Below are 15,244 nucleotides of genomic sequence, written 5' to 3' on the forward strand. Positions count from 1 at the left end.
TTAAACGAGCATCTTAAACGAACGTTTATTTGATACCGTAGGGCATGTGAGTGCGAAGGACAAGCTGCTGCTGGCGGCGCGCGACTGCCTGCTGACCAAGGGGTACGCGCACACCACCGTGCGAGACCTGGTCGCGGCGTCAGGGGCGAACCAGGCGTCGATCAACTACCACTTCGGGTCCAAGGAGCGACTGCTCACGCGGGCCCTGCGCGATCTCAACACGGAGTGGGGTGAGCTGCTGTTCGCCGTGCTCGAAGAACCCGCCGGGACGCGGTCCGGCGATCAGGAAGCCCTGTGGGGACGGATCATCGACTCGATCCAGGCCAACCGATCGCTGTGGTTCGTCAACTTCGAATCCGTGGCGTCCGCGCGGCAGGACGAAGAGATCCGGGGGATGATCGCCGGCGGTCAGGAGCTCGCGCGGGCATCGCTGGCGCGGGCGTTCGCCGGACTCGGGCCGGACAGCGATCCGGGGGAGGTCCAGGCGGCCGGATCACACTACCTCGCCCTGCTCGTCGGGCTCGCCTCGCAATGGCTCACCGACCCTGAACGCGCGCCGACGGCAGAGCAGTTCGCCGCCGCCGGCTTCAGCTCCGGCCGTCGCGGGTGACACCACCCCTGCGCTGCCACCCCTCGGCTGGGGACGTCCGCCGAGGGGTGACCTGCGCCGACGGTTGGTCCATGCCCTTTGCGGAAGGCGGCACTAAGGCGCAAGGGGAAGGCGCACCTCGAAGCAGGCGCCGCCGTAGGCGGAGTCCAGGACGGCGATGGTTCCCGAGTGGGAGCGTACGACGTCGGAGACGATCGCCAGGCCCAGGCCGGTGCCGCCATGTCCGCGGCTGCGGGCCGTGTCCAGCCGGGTGAACCGTTCGAAGACCCGCTCGCGATCTTCCTCGGGGATGCCCGGGCCGTCGTCGCCGACCGCCATGATGGCCTGCCCCCCATCGCGGTGCACCTCGACCTCGATCTTTTCGCGGGCATGCCGCTGGGCGTTGTCCAGCAGGTTCGTCAGCACGCGGGTGAGCTGGCTGGACACCCCCTGCACCGTGACACCTTCCGCCAGGCTCGCCCGGACCGGGATCCGATCGGCGCGCCGGCCCAGTTCCGTACGGGTCAGGTCCCCCAGGTCCACCTTCTCGCGCGCCGCGGATGTGCTGGATCCGAGCCCGGCGAGCATGAGCAGATCCCCCATGATCGCCTGCAGCCGGTCGACGTCGCCCAAGGTCTCGGTGAGCAGCCCATCCACATCCCGGCCCTGCGGATGTATCTGGGCCTCCTCCAGCTTGACGCGCAGCCCGGCCAGCGGGGTGCGCAGCTCGTGCGAGGCGTCGGCCACGAACCGCCGCTGTTCGTAGGTGGCCCGCTCCAGCCGCAGCAGCGTCTGATTGAGCGTATGGATCAGCTTGGCGATCTCGTCGTCGCCTTCCGGCTCGGTGATGCGGTCGCTCAGATGGTTGAGGGTGATCGTGGCGAGCTGGGACCGGACGGCCTCCACGGGTCGCAGGATGCGCCCGGTGACCTCCCATGCGATCCACCCGACGCCGGCGACCAGGATGGCGGCCTGCGCCGCCACGATGGAGTTGACGAACGTGGTGGACGTCAGCGTCGTGGTGCGCCGGGCGGCGTAGACGATCGGGGACCCGGGCCCGTCCACCCGGAGCGCGGTGATGCGCAGGCAGCCTGGCGCGGGGTTGGCGCAGGTCTGGCTGTTCTCCATCGAACCGCCGGAAGAGGGCACCAGCTTCGCCATCGGCTCGCCGCTGGCCGTCGGGGACGCCGCGAGCACATGCCCGCTGGGACTCACGACCTGCAACAGATCGACCCCGGGCACCGACGGCTTGACCGTGCGAGGCAGGACACCCGCGCGTACGGCGGCCGCCGCCAGCACCGCCTGTTGCTGCGTGTCCTGCCATGCCACATCGGCGATCGCCTCTGAGATCATCTTGCTCATCATCAGGGCAATGGGTATGAGGACCAGCAGCGTGCAGACGACGCTCAAGATCGTGAGCCGCCCGCGAATCGACCGCGGGCGCAATTTCGACAAATAGCTGCCCACACCCCCAAAGTAGTGAAACAGTCCTGGATCAGGACAATGCTGGGGGAAAGCCTCGGCCAAGTCTCCGCGGATGGGCACGGCCTGCTCATGGGCATTCCCCGCCGCCCGCCGCTTCCTACGCCGCCGGCTGGCGCCGGTGATGACCATCACGACGCCGAGCAGGACCGCCCTGCACCGCCGAGTCCCGCGATGAAACGAGCCCGCCGTGCTCGACCCGCCGCCGATCGACGGCAGCCGTTTCATGGGCGTACGCCGGACGGCGGGCACGTCTTCGCCGGGCGTGGCGCGGCGGACCGGGACGGGAGCTGCGGCGGGGCAGCCTCAGGGCACGTCCGGTCCCACGGCGGCCCGCTTCGCCGCAGACACGCGCCGTCCGTAGGACCACGCTCCCACGACGAGAGCACCCCCGAGCCCTCCGAAGGCCAGCCCGCCAAACAAGATCATCCACGTCACGTCCCCGCTGCTGCTGAAGGGCGCCGGTGGCGCGAACCGCGGAATCACCCCGACGACGCTGAGCGGCGCCAGGGCCAGCAGCACAACCCCGTACACGCCGAGGAACAGCCCCACCCCCCAGGCCGGGACCAGGGGCAGGAAGGCGGGCACCCGCCGCCCGGCGAGAAACAGGGTCCACCTCGGAAAGACCATTCCCCATCGATGCACCAGCCCAAGAGCGAGAAACACGCCAAGCAGCGCCGCCAGCACCGTCAGGTCAATGCCAACGGCCGCCAGCGCCTGATAGACGGCACCCCCATCGCTCTCGACCCCCCGCAGCCAGGCCTCCCCGCTCACTCCAAGGGCATCACCGCCAAGAGTCCACACCGTCTTCACCCCCGCCCACGGCAGGAGCCCGCACAACAGCAGATACACCGCCCTCCGAACCCGCGGCGAAGCAGCCACACGCCCTCCCGACGTCGAACATCCGTGACACCGCAAGGCTCCCGTCAAGGGCCGATGGCGCGCCTCCCTCGTACGAGGGAACCCATTCACACCACCGGGTGAAGGAAGCGATACGCTGTACGGCAAACGATGCACCGTACGAACATCGGAATTCCGAGCTGGTGCCTGCGACGGGGCGGCGCGCGGTGATCTCCAACGTCAAGCCGGCTTTGCCCGGAACCGCACGGTCAACAGGTCATATGCGGGCTCTCAGAGGTCACGCTCCGGCCTGCCGCTGGCGCAGCAACTCGGCTGCGATCGAGTACGGCGGTGCCGCGGCCCGGGATCGGGAGGCATGCTCGACGATCGCGTCCGGGACAGAGCGGTCGTCGGCGGGTCGGGGGTATGTGGCGTAGACCTGCTGGAGCATCGCGGCGCCGAGGTCGGTGAAGACGCCGGCGTCGGAGAAGACACCCTTGTGCGTCAGGTAGGTCAGCAGTCCGCGCCGGTCGGCAATGCCCAGGGAGGAGTGCAGGGCGATCGCTTCCCACACCCGGTCGACGTCCGCCGCGGCGATGCCGTGCTCGGTCAGCACGGATGCCGCCAGATCGGCGCCTTCCACTTCGAACCGGGCCTGGCCGGCCGCGAGGGTGCCCAGCCCCAGATCGTGCATCACGCAGGCGGCGAAGAGCAGGTTCTCGTCGTAAGCCGCATCGTTCAGGCAGCCTTCCTGCTCGGCCAACAGGCGGGCGAACAGGAAGCTGCGGATGCTGTGGTCGGCGATCGGCGCGCTCTCCGTCTTCTGTACGAGGGCGAGGCCCACATCGGCCAGCGGCCCCGTGGGCAGGGCGAATATGTCGTTCATGCGCCGAACGTATGAGGGCGGAGCAAGAACGAGAAGAGGCCCGAGTGCCATGCATCGCCAGGATCGGGTCATGACACCAGGTGACGGTCCTCGTCCTGCCCGGTGTGCTGCGTGATTGATCGCGCCCAGGGAGCGCACCGCGCCTCGTTCTTGGTGGACGGCACCGCTTGGAGGTATGTCTGGCGGCTTCAGCGGGCGGCCCGGGCCGGGTGGTACCGGCTACGGAAGGTGGCCGGGGTGGTGCCGGTGCGCTGGACGAAGTACTTGACGAAGTTGCTGGCGTCGAGGAAGCCGAGACGGGCCCCGATGCCCGCGACGGGTTCTTCGCCGTGGGCGAGGAGGCGTTTGGCCTCCAGCACGACGCGACGGTCGATGAACTCCTTGGCGCCGACGCCGGCCGCGGCGAGCGCGGCCCGGGTCAGGGTGCGCGGCGAGTATCCGAGGGCGCGTGCGTAGTGTCCGACGTCGCGGGCCTGGGTGAAGCCGGTTTCGACGGCGGCGCGGAAGCGCTGGAAGGTCTCCGCGTGCTCGGCGGGCAGGGTGCCCACGGGTGCGGTCAAGTGGGTCAGGCGCAGCAGGAGCACGGCGAGCAGCCGCTGGAGGATGGCAGAGCGGGTGGGGGCCGGCATGTGGGTGGTGCCGTATTCGTGGGCGAGGTGGTCGAGGGCCCGGTGCAGGGCGGGGGCGTCCTCTGCGGTGATCTGCCACAGGGTGCGTCCGAAGGGGTCGTCGAGGCGGACGTCGGCGGCGGTGGCGGGGTCGAGGAAGTCGGGCTGGAACAGCACCACGGTGCCGGTCGCCGCGCTGAGGTCGCCGAAGCGCTGTACCTGGCCGGGGCGGACCCACAGCCAGGTGCTGTCGGTGGCGGCGTAGTCGGCGAAGTCGATCATGTGCCACAGCAGCCCCTGTTCCACCGTGAGGAGCAGGTGGAAGTCCGGGCGCTGTGCGCGGCCGGCTCCCTCGGCGTCCCAAGCGCCTTCCGTCCCGCCGTGGCGATGCAGGCGGCGGCGCAGCTCGGCGATCGGCATCACTTCGACACCGACCGCGCCGGCCGCCGGCGGGACGTACTGGATCTCCGGGATCGCTTCCTGTCCGTTTTTCACCACGACGAGACCTCACCGTACCTGGGCGGAACCTTTCGCGGCTCCTATGTTTGAACTCAGTCGAGAGCATATGCGGCGGCAAGGACGTCGCAGCTCCCGGCCGTTATCGATGACTGACTTCTACCAATGTCAGGAGGCCCGAATGACAGACCGTATCCGTCTGACGTACGCGTTCGACGCCTACTGCGGGTGGTGCTACGGCTTGGGCCCGGCGCTGCGGCAGTTCGCCGACGGCAACGCGGACCGTATCGATCTGCGGGTGTTGTCCGGGGGCCTCTTCTCGGGCCCGCGCGCCCTGCCCGTGGCGGCGTACCCGCACATCCCGGCCGCCAGCCGGCGCATCGCCGCCGCCACCGGGGTCACCTTCGGGGAGGGCTACAAGCACGCCCTGGCCAAGGGGACCCTGGTGCTGGACTCCACCGACGCCGCCGTCGGCCTGGTCGCGTTGAGCCGCCAGGCTCCCGGACGCGTCCTGGAACTGGCGAGCGCCCTCCAGCGCGCCTGGTGCGTGGACGGCCACAGCCTCTCCGACCTCGACGTGTACCGGTCCATCGCCGCCGGGCACGGCCTCGACGCCGACGCCGTCGCCGAAGCCATCCTCGACCCGGCCACCCGCACCGAAGCCGAAGACGGCTTCCGGGAACTGCGCCGGCTCGGCGTCGACGCCTACCCGACCCTGCTCCTGCATACCCCCACCGGCATCCACCGGCTCGGCGGGCCGATCTCCAGCGCCCTCCAGCTCACCGAGGCCCTCGACCGGCACATAGCCCCCACCTCCGCCTGACCACCCCCCGAACCACCACAACAGATCACAAAGGAAAGCACTGCCATGACGAACATCGCTGTCTTCGGCGCCAACGGCACCATCGGCTCCGCCATCGTCCGCGAGGCCCTCGACCGCGGCCACACCGTCACCGCCGTCGTCCGCGACCCCGCCAAGGTCACCGAACACCATGCGAACCTGACCGTCACCACCGGCGACGTCCTCGACGCCCAGTCGGTCGCCGCCGCCGCGAAGGGCGGCGACGTCGTCGTCAGCGCTGTCGGCGGCGGTGACGGCCCCGGCCACATCGCCACCATCAAGCCTGCCGCCGTCGCCCTCACCGAAGGACTGCGGACCCTCGGCGGGCAGGCACCCCGCCTGATCACCGTCGGCGGCGCCGGGTCCCTGCGCACCCCCGACGGCAAGCAGGTGTGGGACGCCCCGGGCCTGCCCGACTTCCTGCTGCAGATCATGCACGCCCACGGCGACGCCCTCGACTACTACCGGACCGTCACCGACGTCGACTGGACCAGCATCAGCCCCGCGGCCATGATCGAGCCCGGCGCCCGCACCGGCAGCTACCGCACCGCCCTGGAGGACCTCATCACCGACGACGACGGCAACAGCACCATCACCGTGGAGGACTACGCGGTCGCCCTCCTCGACGAGATCGAGCAGCCCAGGCACCGTGGGCAGCGCTTCACCGTCGGTTACTGACCGACAGGCGCACAGCCTTTTCGGCCCGCCATGGCTCTTGCGGCCTCCGGCCCGGCAACGCGGGGAACTACGCACAACGATCGGTGAGGGATGCCCGCCCGGACGACATCGCCGATGCTTCCGTTGCCGCGAAGTTCCCCGCGGCGGCCCAACCGCCGTGTGCACGTTCGCCGTGGCGTCCATCAGGCCGGGAAGGATCGGGTAGGTGAAGTACAGGGCATCGATCCCTTTCGTCGCCTCCGCCAAGGAGTTGAGGTCGAGGACGTCGCCTTCCACGATCTGCGCCCCGAGCCCGGCGAGCCTCTCGGAGCGCTCATCGACCCGGCGGACGAGCGCGCGGACGTGGTGGCCGCGCTGAAGCAGCAGTTCGGCGGTGTGGCGACCGGTCTTTCCGGTCGCCCCGATCACCAGAAGATTGCGTTCCATGACGGTTTTCCGTTTCTGGAGACGTGCCGAGTCCTTTGCGCGGGCGCCGCACGGGCTCGGAGAGCGGTCGTGCGATGTCCGTCGGGCAGGCGGAACAGCTCGAAGAACTGCCGAGCGGGATAAGGCTCGCCCTCCACGACAGGTCGTCCCGAGACCACCGCGTCATCGACGGTGACCTGCCCCTTCGCGAGGGCGTAGAACGGTTCCTTTTCGCAGATCAGGCGTCACCGGCGCCGGGCCGGTCTCCACCCGTACCCGCTCGCCGTCGCCCTGCAGCCGACCCGTGAGTGCGCGGCCTTTCCCGACTGGATACCCGGGCCTCCTTGCGGCGGCGGGCCTCCGGGAACAGATGCAAATATCACCGAACTCGCGATGGCGTTCATCACCGATGACAGTCCACATCGGCATCTGCCGATCGAGCGGCGGAGCCGCGAGACTTTTCGGCAACCGGAAGGAGCGCAATCATGATCATCGATCGGACTGCGCCGCGGGCCGGAACCGAGGCGGTGGCTCGGTCCCGCGGTGCTCCCTCTGTCGTCGCCGCTGGCCTCCGTGGACGTGTTTCGTGCTGTTGCGGCTCTACCTCGTCGTACGGGCCCGGCGAGCTGTGAAGCCGGTCTCGATCACGTGGCCGCTCCTGGGCCTGGTAGCAGGTCGACGTCGCCGGCGTGCATCGGCCGGCCGCAGTGGGCGCAGCGCAGGTCGGTACGGCTGATCTCGCCGCATGCGTGGTGGCGGTAGAGCACGGGTGGTCCGGCCTGGCCGGCGAGCCATTTGTCGCCCCAGCCGGCCATGACCATGAGCAGGTCGATCAGTTCGGTGCCTTTGAGGGTCAGGTGGTATTCGTGGCGTGGCCGGTTGTCGTAGGGGCGGCGTTCGAGGATGCCTTGGTCGACGAGGTGGTTGAGGCGTTCGGTCAGGACTTTGCGGGAGATGCCGAGGTCGGCCTGGAGGTGGTCGAATCGGTTCAGGCCGGCCCATATGTCGCGCAGGATCAGGGGTGACCAGGGTTCTCCGATGACGTCGAGGGTGCGGGCGATGGAGCAGGTCATGTCGCCGAAGTTGGTGCGTTGCATGGGGTCAGTCTACCCATTGGAGTTCCCTTAGGGAACTTCAAGTGTTACGGTCAAAGAGTCTCTTCAAGGAACTCAAGGAAGGAATTGCCGCCATGAGCAAGGTCATCGCCGCCCACGCGGTGTCGGTCGACGGCTACATCACCGGCCGCGACCCCGGCGCCGGACGCGGGCTGGGAGACGCAACGATGCTGTTCGACTGGTACTTCAACGGCGACACACCCAGCCAGGTCTTCGACGGGTTCAAACTGAGCGAGCCCAGCGCCGGCGTCTTCGACGCCCTCGCCGCACGCGTGGGCGCGGTCGTCGCGGGGCGCAACACCTATGAGGACTCCGACCATTTCGGAGGCGGCAGCCCACACCCGAAAGCCCGACTCGTCGTCCTCAGCCACCGGACGGCACCGGAGATGAGCGAACGGCAGACCCTCATCACCACCGGCATCAAAGACGCGATCACAGCCGCTCGCGAAGCCGCGGGCGGCGGCGACGTCGGCCTCATGGGCGGCGGCGTCACCACCGAGGCTCTGAAAGCGGGGCTCGTCGACGAGGTGATCCTCCACCAGGTGTCCATCCTGCTCGGCGGCGGCCGCCCCTTCTTCCAGTCGCTGCCTGAGCACGTACACCTCCGCCTGCTGGAGGCCGTACCGGCACAGGGCGTCACCCACCTCCACTACGAGGTGGTCCGATGATCCTCGTCACCGGAGGGCTGGGCATGATCGGCGCGCACACCGCCCGCGCGCTCGTCGACCTCGGACACGAGGTCGTCGTCACCGCACACCGCCGGACCGAGGTCCCGTCGTTCCTCGCCGGCCGGGTCAGCGTGGAGCCTCTCGACGTCACCGACCGGGACGCCTTCCTGGCCCTCGCCGATCGCCACGACATCAGCGACGTCGTCCACCTCGCGGGCGGCATCCCCGGCGAAGACCCGGTCCGCTACTTCCGCACGGACACGATCGGCCTGCTCAACGCGCTGGACGCCGCCCGCACCTGGGGCGTGCGCAGGTTCGCCGTCGCGAGCAGCCTCGGCGTGTACGTCGGCCGGAGCGAGACCCGCTGGCACGAGGAGCTCGCGCTGCCCACCGCGAACCTGCCGCACCTGATCGTCGCCTTCAAGAAGGCCGTCGAGCCACTGACCACGCACAGCCTCCGGGGCAGCGGCGTCCAGCCGGTCGTGCTGCGCATCGGGAGCATCTGGGGACCGCTGATGGACCCGGAATCACCGTTCAACCACATCCCGCCGTACATCAGCGCCGTGCTCCGCGGTGAGAAGCCGCAGCCGCTGTACGCCGACGACGGCGGCGACAGTTGCTACGCACCCGACGCCGGGCGCGCGATCGCCCTGCTGACGACCGCGGAAACCCTGCGGCACGACACCTACAACGTCTCCAGCGGCCGACCGTTCACCAACCGCGAGCTTGCGGACGCCGTGCAGGCGATCACTCCCGGCCTGCGGCTCGACCTCCTGCCCGGACGGCAGACCGGCCCCGGCGACAACCCCTACCTCGACACCACCCGGCTCACCCACGACACCGGCTTCGCACCGGCCTTCGACACCGCCAAGGCGGTCGCCGACTACGTCGCCTGGCGTGCCGAGAACCCCCGCTAGAACCCCCCCACCCGGATCCGGCCGCAAAGAGCGGCCGGCCCAAGATCAGGAGCATCTGATGTACGGGGCACTCGTCAGGCTCGTCATCAAACCAGGAAAGCGATCGGAGTTTCTGGAGCTTTCGCGCTGGAACACCCAGGTGGTCAGGGAATCCGAGCCGGGCACGCTGCGTCTCGACCTGTGGGAGGTCGAGACGGAACCTGACGTGGTGTACGTCTACGAGGTCTACACGGATGAGGCCGCCTTCGAGAGCCACATCAAGAACGGACCGGTGCAGAAGTTCGGTGAGATCATGAATGACCTGGTCGAGGGCTGGACCATGGTCATCCCCTTCGGGCACAGCATCATGTCGAATCTGGACGAGTGACCTGGAGCCGACAAGAGCCAGGCCACGACCCCGGCGACAGGCGCGGCTGGCGTCGATCACCTGTCGTTGAACGAGGCAGGCACGCTCGCCGGGCCCGGCGAACGCATCGCCACCGGTGAAGCCTGACGCCAAAGGCACGCAGCCGCTGCTGTTCACGCCGGCACTGACGCTGCAATCACGCAAACTCGCCATTCCCGGCCAGAACGGCCCTGTTGCGTGCGCCACCGACCCATGCCGGCGCCAAATCCTTCGCTGACAACGCCACTCGCTTCGGCGCGGTCTGTGAGGTGATCCGCGCGAACGGGCGGAAGAACTGCTGGCTATCCGGGGGACGAGGTCCCTTCTCACAGGTCAGAGCGCGATGATCTCTTCAGGTACGCAAGGCACGTGGACCGGCCTTCAAGGCGTGTCCCCGGTGTTCGGCAAAGCCCACGATGCCGGTAGAGGTCGGCATCGGCGGATGGTGGACCTGGCTCGGTAAGGCGTGCAGGCCACGGCGACCCGGCCGCCTAATCTCACGATCGATAGGTCCCTGCGGAGACGTCCGCAGGGACCTATCGATGATCACGCCTTACGGCTCGACGAGGCCGACCGCGAACGCGTAGTCGTCCAGGGTGAACTGAGTGATGCCCGTGATGCGCAGGGCTTGCACCCGGACGGTGTAGGTGCCCGGGCCCAGGGGAGCAGAGAAACGCTCGAGGGCGTGCGCCTCCTCGACGCCACCGGGGCTGTCGAACCTGTAGTCCGTGCTCGTGACCGGTTGCAGCTCGGTGGTCGTCCCCGCGGAGTTGATCACGACGATGCGCACGGAGCACCATGCACTGGCGTCGCCGGCGCAAATGGACTCGGCGGTGAAGCGGGCGTCGAGGAATCGCGTCGTCCCCGAGGGTACGGTGACGTTGACAGACGCCGTCGGGATGTTCCCCCAGGCTCCGACCGTCTGGGCGGTCCATGGGCTGCTCTCCCCGGTGTAAGACTGAGCGCTGGTCTGCGTGCCGGTCTGGGAACTGGACACGGCGTCGGCGGCGGTGATCGTCAGCGCTAGAGCGCCGGACAGCGCCACCGCGGCGAACGCGGCCTTGATGAGTCTGGACAACGGGGTTCCTCTCTGATTGCGCGAAGCCGTGCGCTCCGCGATGGGTCGTTGCTGGAACCACGCTGACGAGAATTCCTTGGCCGGTGAAGCCCTGGCCGAATCATCCGTACAAGTCCGTACAAGCACCCGCCCGCCCCTGCCCGCGCCGGCGCGTCGACCAGACCGGCTCGCCGCCCGCCCGCTCGCTCAGTTCGGCAAGCCGGCCGTGGACCTGGCGAATGCCGCTCTGCTTCAGGAACCGCCTTGTGGACACAAGCCAGGCCCGACCGTGCGCCCCACCGGGTGGTGGAGGCAAGCTGGGATACCGCCACCGACCGGGCGCTCGGCAGCCAGGCCGCCGCCTCGTGCACGCTTTTCTTCCTGCGAGCAGCAGCGCCGCCGCGTTCTGGTCGACGGCGTCCCGGTGACGGTCGAGGTCCTGAAGACACCCGGCAGCCCGGCCCCAGCCTGATCTTCACCCCGAGCTGCGACGCGCCGTGCGGCGCGGGCGGACAGGTCGCCGGCCCGCTGACCACCGGCGCGCAGTTCGACGGCGCGTTCACCTCACCGACGCCACCGCGACCCAGCACAAACCCAAGCTCACCATCACCGTCGCCCCGATCATCTCGCCGCACGTGCACTTGGATTACGGAACGTCCCGGACGACCTCTGTCAGCTCGCCGGAATCGATGTCGTAGAAGAGGCCGTGAATCTCAACGTGCTTCGGCGTGCCTGGGCTGTTGCGGATCAGGCTTACGTCGTAGGTGAGTGACTTCTCGAAGTCAGCGATGCAGATGCCGTCCCAGTCGTACGCAGACGAGATATCGGTGTGCTGTTCACGTTCCCAGGCATCGATGATCCCCTTCTCCGTGAATGAGGTACCGCCGCAGAAGGAGTGGTGTACGACGACAACCCGCTCGATTCCGAAGAGGTGCTGGGAGACCGTGATCGAGCGAAGAGCATCCGCTGCGCGTCCACCTCCGACGATGAGGGGAAACACCGTCGCTGTAGAACCTCTCTTCCTGCCAGCCTCGTCGAGGACAAGGTCACCAGGGTAGACCTCGTCACCGAAGTAATCGGCCACTGCCTGCGCAACGCCGGCCGCCCGGGGGTCAAAGCAGTAGATGGCGATCGTCCTGACAGGAATCGAACTGGTGACGATCTCCCGAACTGCCGGTTCGCTGTAGCCCGGCTGCCCTCGGAATGTGAACTCGACAAAATTCGACATGCTTAACTCCGATCTCGCGGTACATCGGCGGAGGTTTGTACGGTCATTGGGGGCCGGCTTCCTGTTTGGAGGGGACGGGTCGAAAGGCGACCCTGTTCAGCCGACGGAAACGGTCACCATGAGGCCAGTGCCGAGGGCCTCCGCCTACTCCCCCCACGGGCCCTTGGCTACGCCACGCTCCATGAAGGTGGCTCCATCTGCTTCCCGCTCACGCGCCAGGTGGTAGGCGATCGCGTAAGGGGGCGCGGCGGTCTCGGAGCGGGCTCCGTGGGCGAGGACTTCGTCGGTCAGATGGCGGACCATCTCGAGCCGTGGGTAGGCGGCATGGATCTGCCTTTGTTCGTTGGCCACGAGGTCGAAATGTTTGCCGAAGTCAATCCAGATGCCTTCGTAGGTGAGGTAGGTCAGCAGTCCCATTCGTTCGGGGATCTGTGGAGTGGTGTGAAGAGCGATCGCCTCCCAGACCCGGTCGACGTCCCGGGCGGGAGCGCCGAGATCGGTCAGCACGGTGGCGGCAAGATCGGCGCCTTCCATCTCGAACCGGAGCCGGCCGGGTGCGTCGGGGCCTGTTCCCAGGTCGTGCATCACGTGGGCGGCGAAGAGGAGTTCCTCGTCGTAGTCCGCGTCGTTCAGGACGCCTTTGTGGGCGGCGAACAGGCGGGCCCAGTAGAAACCGCGAATGCAGTGGTTGAGCACAGACGGATGCACCGCAGCACGTGCCGCGGCGAGGCTTGCCTCAACCAGCGGCCCGGCAGGAAGAGCGAGTACCTCGTTCTGCAGGCCTTCCGAGAGTGCGGGGATGCCGGTCATGACTCGACACTATGAAACCGGCCCTCCTGCCAAAAGTGGCACGGATGCCAACCAGCGCTACAGTCGTGCCACTATGACAAACAGACACCACGTTGCGGTGCTCGTACTGCCCGGTGTGCTTCCGCTCGAGTTCGGTACCGCGACGCAGATCTTCGCCATGGACCCCCACTATGAGCTGACCGTGTGCGGTGACACCGACACCGGCCTGGTGCCAGGGTTCCGCTTCGCGATCACCGTCGCGGCCGGCCTCGAGGCGCTGGACGACGCCGACACTGTGATCATTCCGGGTTACGACCACATTGACGCGACCCTGTCGGCTGAGCTTCTGGCGGCACTACGAGCAGCTCACGCCCGAGGCGCCCGACTCGTCTCCATCTGCACCGCGGCCTTCGCCCTGGCCGCGGCCGGGCTGCTCGACGGGCGCCGCGCGACCACACACTGGCGGCACGCCGAGCAATTGCGTCAGCGCTACCCACTCGTCGATGTCCTGCCAAATCAGCTCTACGTCGACGACGGCGAGATCCTCACGTCCGCCGGAGTGACCGCGGGAATTGACCTGTGCCTGCACCTGATCCGCACCGACCTGGGCGCCGCAGCAGCGAACACACACGCACGCGATCTTGTCGCGCCGCCACGGCGACGGGGAGGCCAAGCACAGTTCATCGAACAGTTCCGCCCCGAAGCGAGCGGAGATGAACTCGCACCTCTGCGGGAGTGGATGCTTGACAACCTTGCGACGCCCCTGACCGTCGACCACCTCGCCGAACGCGCCCATATGTCGCGGCGGACACTGATCCGCCGCTTCCGCGAGGAGACCGGCACTCCGCCCATGGCCTGGCTGACCGACGCGCGCCTTGACCGGGCACGCGAACTGCTGGAGGCGACCACCGTGCCCATCGAGCAGATCGGCCGCCTGACCGGTCTCGGCGCTCCCGCTTCCTTGCGGGCCGCATTCCATCGGCACCTCGGCACCTCCCCTCAGGAATACCGGATCCTGTTCCGCCACAAGGACGAGATGGCGGACGCATGATCCCGGGACGTCCTTGAATCGCCCGACTCGACAGATGCCGGCCTTCTGGGGCGACAGTTGCCAGCACGGGACCATGACCTCACGCCGTCCTTGCCCCTGGACCTGTCCGATGCCCGCTGGGCGTAAATGGAGCCGACACCGACGGCCTGGCGAGCCGCACGCATGCAGGCCGCCCCGTCCGCGATCACCGTTGTCGAGCCGCCAATGGCCAGAGCGTCAGGTCATGCCGCGGACCGCGGCATGGGATCGATCAGATCGGCGGCCAGCAGGGCCTGATCGAGCCCGGAATGGGTGCGCAGCAACTGACCGACGCCCGTGATCTCCAGGATGCGCCTGACCCGTTCGTGCGGGGCGGCCAGGTGCAGGCCGGCGCCATGCTCATTTTGACGGTGGTGCTGCTGGATGAGCAGATGCAGGCCGGAGCTGTCCATGAAACTCACCCCGGACAAATCCAGCACCAGGGGTAGGCCGGCGTCCGGATGCTCACGCTCGATGTAGGTGGTCAGTTGGGCGACGGTGGCGGCATCCACCTCGCCCACCACCTCGATGAGGGTGCCGCCGATCAGGGCTCGGCTGGTCAGATGTAGCGGGGTCACGTCAGTCATCCGTGCGGCCAGGTCCTCGGCATGGCGGCCGACCGCCTGCTCGGACATCGCGTATCCGCCTCCTCGATCGGTACGGGGACTTCGGTGGCGCTCTCAACCGTAAACCCTGAAGAAGGTTACATGAAATAGCTTTCACTATAAACTCTGATGCCAGCCACTACCCGACACCGTCCGCCACCACGGACTGAAAGCGTGAGCGCCATGCAGCCCGGTCACGAGACCCCGGCCTGGACCTTCCTGACCCACCACGCCCGCGTGCTGCTGGAGATCGCCCGCAACCCCGAGGTACGGCTGCGCGAGATCGCCTCCTGGATCGGCATCACCGAACGCACCGTACAGAGCATCGTCAACGACCTGCACGACGCCGGATACCTCACCCGCGAACGAGTCGGCCGCCACAACCGCTACACCATCAACACGGACCTGGACTTCCGCTACCCCACGGAGGCCGGCATGCCGGTGCGCCGCCTGATCGCCATGTTCACCGACCGCGACCTGCCCGACGGCCCGCCGTCGCACCAGCCGTAGACCGCTGCCTCGCCGGCCCGGTGGCCGATGTGTCGGGTTGGTCGTCGTCTTCCAGCGCCCGGTACGGCGTGGAGCGGCCGCCGCCGACCTCGCGGGCGATCTGGGTGAGGGATTGT

17 protein-coding genes and 1 pseudogene are annotated in these 15,244 nt (G+C 68.2%); 8 read left to right on the forward strand and 10 right to left on the reverse strand.

The annotated features are described in order from the left end of the window. Positions 1–46: 46 nt before the first annotated feature. Positions 47–610, forward strand: coding sequence for a TetR/AcrR family transcriptional regulator (locus ACWDRB_RS59620; RefSeq protein ID WP_449910505.1), 564 nt, complete (start codon positions 47–49; stop codon positions 608–610). A 93-nt stretch (positions 611–703) separates the two neighbouring features. On the opposite strand, the gene ACWDRB_RS59625 is transcribed toward ACWDRB_RS59620, so the two are convergent. The 4 genes from ACWDRB_RS59625 to ACWDRB_RS59640 all read right to left on the reverse strand — a co-directional run bounded on the left by ACWDRB_RS59625 (position 704) and on the right by ACWDRB_RS59640 (position 4,903). Next, on the reverse strand, positions 704–1,942 hold the full coding sequence (locus ACWDRB_RS59625) for a sensor histidine kinase (RefSeq protein ID WP_449910507.1): 1,239 nt from the start codon (positions 1,940–1,942) through the stop codon (positions 704–706). A gap of 435 nt (positions 1,943–2,377) precedes the next feature. Beyond that, positions 2,378–2,923: a hypothetical protein gene (locus ACWDRB_RS59630; protein ID WP_449910509.1), complete on the reverse strand. Its 546-nt coding sequence runs from the start codon at positions 2,921–2,923 to the stop codon at positions 2,378–2,380. Between the two features lie 286 nt (positions 2,924–3,209). Beyond that, positions 3,210–3,797, reverse strand: coding sequence for an HD domain-containing protein (locus tag ACWDRB_RS59635; protein WP_449910511.1), 588 nt, complete (start codon positions 3,795–3,797; stop codon positions 3,210–3,212). A gap of 188 nt (positions 3,798–3,985) precedes the next feature. Then, complete coding sequence (locus tag ACWDRB_RS59640; protein WP_449910512.1) at positions 3,986–4,903, reverse strand: helix-turn-helix domain-containing protein; 918 nt, start codon at positions 4,901–4,903, stop codon at positions 3,986–3,988. 139 nt (positions 4,904–5,042) lie between these two features. Here ACWDRB_RS59640 and ACWDRB_RS59645 point away from each other — a divergent pair, with 139 nt between their 5' ends. Next, positions 5,043–5,684, forward strand: coding sequence for a DsbA family protein (locus tag ACWDRB_RS59645; RefSeq protein ID WP_449910513.1), 642 nt, complete (start codon positions 5,043–5,045; stop codon positions 5,682–5,684). Between the two features lie 45 nt (positions 5,685–5,729). Further along, the gene (locus ACWDRB_RS59650; protein ID WP_449910515.1) at positions 5,730–6,380 is read left to right on the forward strand and encodes an NAD(P)-dependent oxidoreductase; all 651 of its coding nucleotides are present in this window, start codon (positions 5,730–5,732) and stop codon (positions 6,378–6,380) included. A gap of 183 nt (positions 6,381–6,563) precedes the next feature. On the opposite strand, the pseudogene ACWDRB_RS59655 reads toward ACWDRB_RS59650, so the two are convergent. Both ACWDRB_RS59655 and ACWDRB_RS59660 read right to left on the reverse strand, forming a co-directional pair. Then, a pseudogene (locus ACWDRB_RS59655) lies at positions 6,564–6,806 on the reverse strand (SDR family oxidoreductase); the annotation flags it as partial. A 623-nt stretch (positions 6,807–7,429) separates the two neighbouring features. Then, positions 7,430–7,882, reverse strand: coding sequence for a winged helix-turn-helix transcriptional regulator (locus ACWDRB_RS59660; RefSeq protein ID WP_449910517.1), 453 nt, complete (start codon positions 7,880–7,882; stop codon positions 7,430–7,432). A 92-nt stretch (positions 7,883–7,974) separates the two neighbouring features. On the opposite strand from ACWDRB_RS59660, the gene ACWDRB_RS59665 reads away from it, so the two are divergent. From ACWDRB_RS59665 to ACWDRB_RS59675, 3 genes are read left to right on the forward strand one after another with little or no spacing between them, the layout of a single operon-like run. Next, positions 7,975–8,568 (forward strand): dihydrofolate reductase family protein, encoded by a 594-nt coding sequence (locus ACWDRB_RS59665; protein ID WP_449910519.1) that lies wholly within the window; start codon positions 7,975–7,977, stop codon positions 8,566–8,568. Further along, positions 8,565–9,485 (forward strand): NAD-dependent epimerase/dehydratase family protein, encoded by a 921-nt coding sequence (locus ACWDRB_RS59670; protein ID WP_449910521.1) that lies wholly within the window; start codon positions 8,565–8,567, stop codon positions 9,483–9,485. Before ACWDRB_RS59665 ends, ACWDRB_RS59670 begins: the two co-directional genes overlap by 4 nt. A gap of 58 nt (positions 9,486–9,543) precedes the next feature. Further along, positions 9,544–9,852 (forward strand): putative quinol monooxygenase, encoded by a 309-nt coding sequence (locus ACWDRB_RS59675; RefSeq protein ID WP_449910523.1) that lies wholly within the window; start codon positions 9,544–9,546, stop codon positions 9,850–9,852. Positions 9,853–10,423: 571 nt separating this feature from the next. On the opposite strand, the gene ACWDRB_RS59680 is transcribed toward ACWDRB_RS59675, so the two are convergent. The 3 genes from ACWDRB_RS59680 to ACWDRB_RS59690 form a co-directional block, all read right to left on the reverse strand. Beyond that, positions 10,424–10,948, reverse strand: a complete 525-nt coding sequence (locus tag ACWDRB_RS59680; protein ID WP_449910525.1) for a hypothetical protein — start codon at positions 10,946–10,948, stop codon at positions 10,424–10,426. A gap of 625 nt (positions 10,949–11,573) precedes the next feature. After that, entirely contained in the window at positions 11,574–12,155 is a 582-nt protein-coding gene (locus ACWDRB_RS59685; RefSeq protein WP_449910527.1) for a hypothetical protein, read from the reverse strand. Between the two features lie 144 nt (positions 12,156–12,299). Next, on the reverse strand, positions 12,300–12,965 hold the full coding sequence (locus ACWDRB_RS59690) for an HD domain-containing protein (protein WP_449910529.1): 666 nt from the start codon (positions 12,963–12,965) through the stop codon (positions 12,300–12,302). A gap of 97 nt (positions 12,966–13,062) precedes the next feature. Between ACWDRB_RS59690 and ACWDRB_RS59695 the strand changes: the two genes are divergently transcribed. Continuing rightward, entirely contained in the window at positions 13,063–13,995 is a 933-nt protein-coding gene (locus ACWDRB_RS59695) for a GlxA family transcriptional regulator (protein WP_449910531.1), read from the forward strand. A 221-nt stretch (positions 13,996–14,216) separates the two neighbouring features. Here ACWDRB_RS59695 and ACWDRB_RS59700 read toward each other — a convergent pair whose 3' ends face one another. Beyond that, entirely contained in the window at positions 14,217–14,648 is a 432-nt protein-coding gene (locus tag ACWDRB_RS59700; protein WP_449910533.1) for an STAS domain-containing protein, read from the reverse strand. A gap of 153 nt (positions 14,649–14,801) precedes the next feature. Between ACWDRB_RS59700 and ACWDRB_RS59705 the strand changes: the two genes are divergently transcribed. After that, positions 14,802–15,128: a helix-turn-helix transcriptional regulator gene (locus ACWDRB_RS59705; protein WP_355212670.1), complete on the forward strand. Its 327-nt coding sequence runs from the start codon at positions 14,802–14,804 to the stop codon at positions 15,126–15,128. Positions 15,129–15,244 lie beyond the last annotated feature (116 nt).

Source organism: Nonomuraea sp. NPDC003707, assembly GCF_053587055.1.

Excerpts from the sequence above, each read along its gene's own strand:
- ACWDRB_RS59625 (WP_449910507.1), bottom strand. The coding sequence starts at position 1,942 with ATGATCTCAGAGGCGATCGCCGATGTGGCATGGCAGGACACGCAGCAA.
- ACWDRB_RS59635 (WP_449910511.1), bottom strand. The coding sequence starts at position 3,797 with ATGAACGACATATTCGCCCTGCCCACGGGGCCGCTGGCCGATGTGGGC.
- ACWDRB_RS59645 (WP_449910513.1), top strand. The coding sequence starts at position 5,043 with ATGACAGACCGTATCCGTCTGACGTACGCGTTCGACGCCTACTGCGGG.
- ACWDRB_RS59650 (WP_449910515.1), top strand. The coding sequence starts at position 5,730 with ATGACGAACATCGCTGTCTTCGGCGCCAACGGCACCATCGGCTCCGCC.
- ACWDRB_RS59660 (WP_449910517.1), bottom strand. The coding sequence starts at position 7,882 with ATGCAACGCACCAACTTCGGCGACATGACCTGCTCCATCGCCCGCACC.
- ACWDRB_RS59665 (WP_449910519.1), top strand. The coding sequence starts at position 7,975 with ATGAGCAAGGTCATCGCCGCCCACGCGGTGTCGGTCGACGGCTACATC.
- ACWDRB_RS59670 (WP_449910521.1), top strand. The coding sequence starts at position 8,565 with ATGATCCTCGTCACCGGAGGGCTGGGCATGATCGGCGCGCACACCGCC.
- ACWDRB_RS59675 (WP_449910523.1), top strand. The coding sequence starts at position 9,544 with ATGTACGGGGCACTCGTCAGGCTCGTCATCAAACCAGGAAAGCGATCG.
- ACWDRB_RS59685 (WP_449910527.1), bottom strand. The coding sequence starts at position 12,155 with ATGTCGAATTTTGTCGAGTTCACATTCCGAGGGCAGCCGGGCTACAGC.
- ACWDRB_RS59690 (WP_449910529.1), bottom strand. The coding sequence starts at position 12,965 with ATGACCGGCATCCCCGCACTCTCGGAAGGCCTGCAGAACGAGGTACTC.
- ACWDRB_RS59700 (WP_449910533.1), bottom strand. The coding sequence starts at position 14,648 with ATGTCCGAGCAGGCGGTCGGCCGCCATGCCGAGGACCTGGCCGCACGG.
- ACWDRB_RS59705 (WP_355212670.1), top strand. The coding sequence starts at position 14,802 with ATGCAGCCCGGTCACGAGACCCCGGCCTGGACCTTCCTGACCCACCAC.